At 67.4% G+C, this 368-nt stretch carries 1 protein-coding gene; it reads left to right on the forward strand.

Annotation, left to right across the window (positions count from 1 at the left end; translation table 11 throughout):
• A partial coding sequence (locus WDW90_RS38485; protein ID WP_336492921.1) for a Ros/MucR family transcriptional regulator occupies positions 1-368 on the forward strand: 368 nt, incomplete at both ends.

Raw genomic sequence — 368 nt, forward strand, 5'->3', positions numbered from 1 at the left:
CCCTGCGTTGATCCAGGCGGTTCATACCTCGCTTGCCGGTCTCGCCAACGAGACCGCGCAGGCTGCCACAGCCGAGGAGCAGGTGGAGAAGGCGACGCCTTCGCAGATCCGCAAGTCGGTCACGCCGGATGCGCTGATCTCCTTCATCGACGGTAAGCCCTACAAGACGCTCAAGCGCCATCTGACCGGCCACGGGCTCGACCCCTACAGCTACCGCCAGCGCTTCGGCCTGCCGGCCGACTACCCGATGGTGGCGGCCAGCTACGCCACCCAGCGCTCGGAACTCGCCAAGGCCATCGGGCTTGGACGGCCGGGCGCCCAGGCTTCGGTGGAGGAGCCTAAGGGCAGAGGTCACTGGAAGGCGGCTT

The sequence above is a fragment of the Methylobacterium nigriterrae genome (assembly GCF_037106235.1).
Lineage (GTDB): Bacteria > Pseudomonadota > Alphaproteobacteria > Rhizobiales > Beijerinckiaceae > Methylobacterium > Methylobacterium nigriterrae.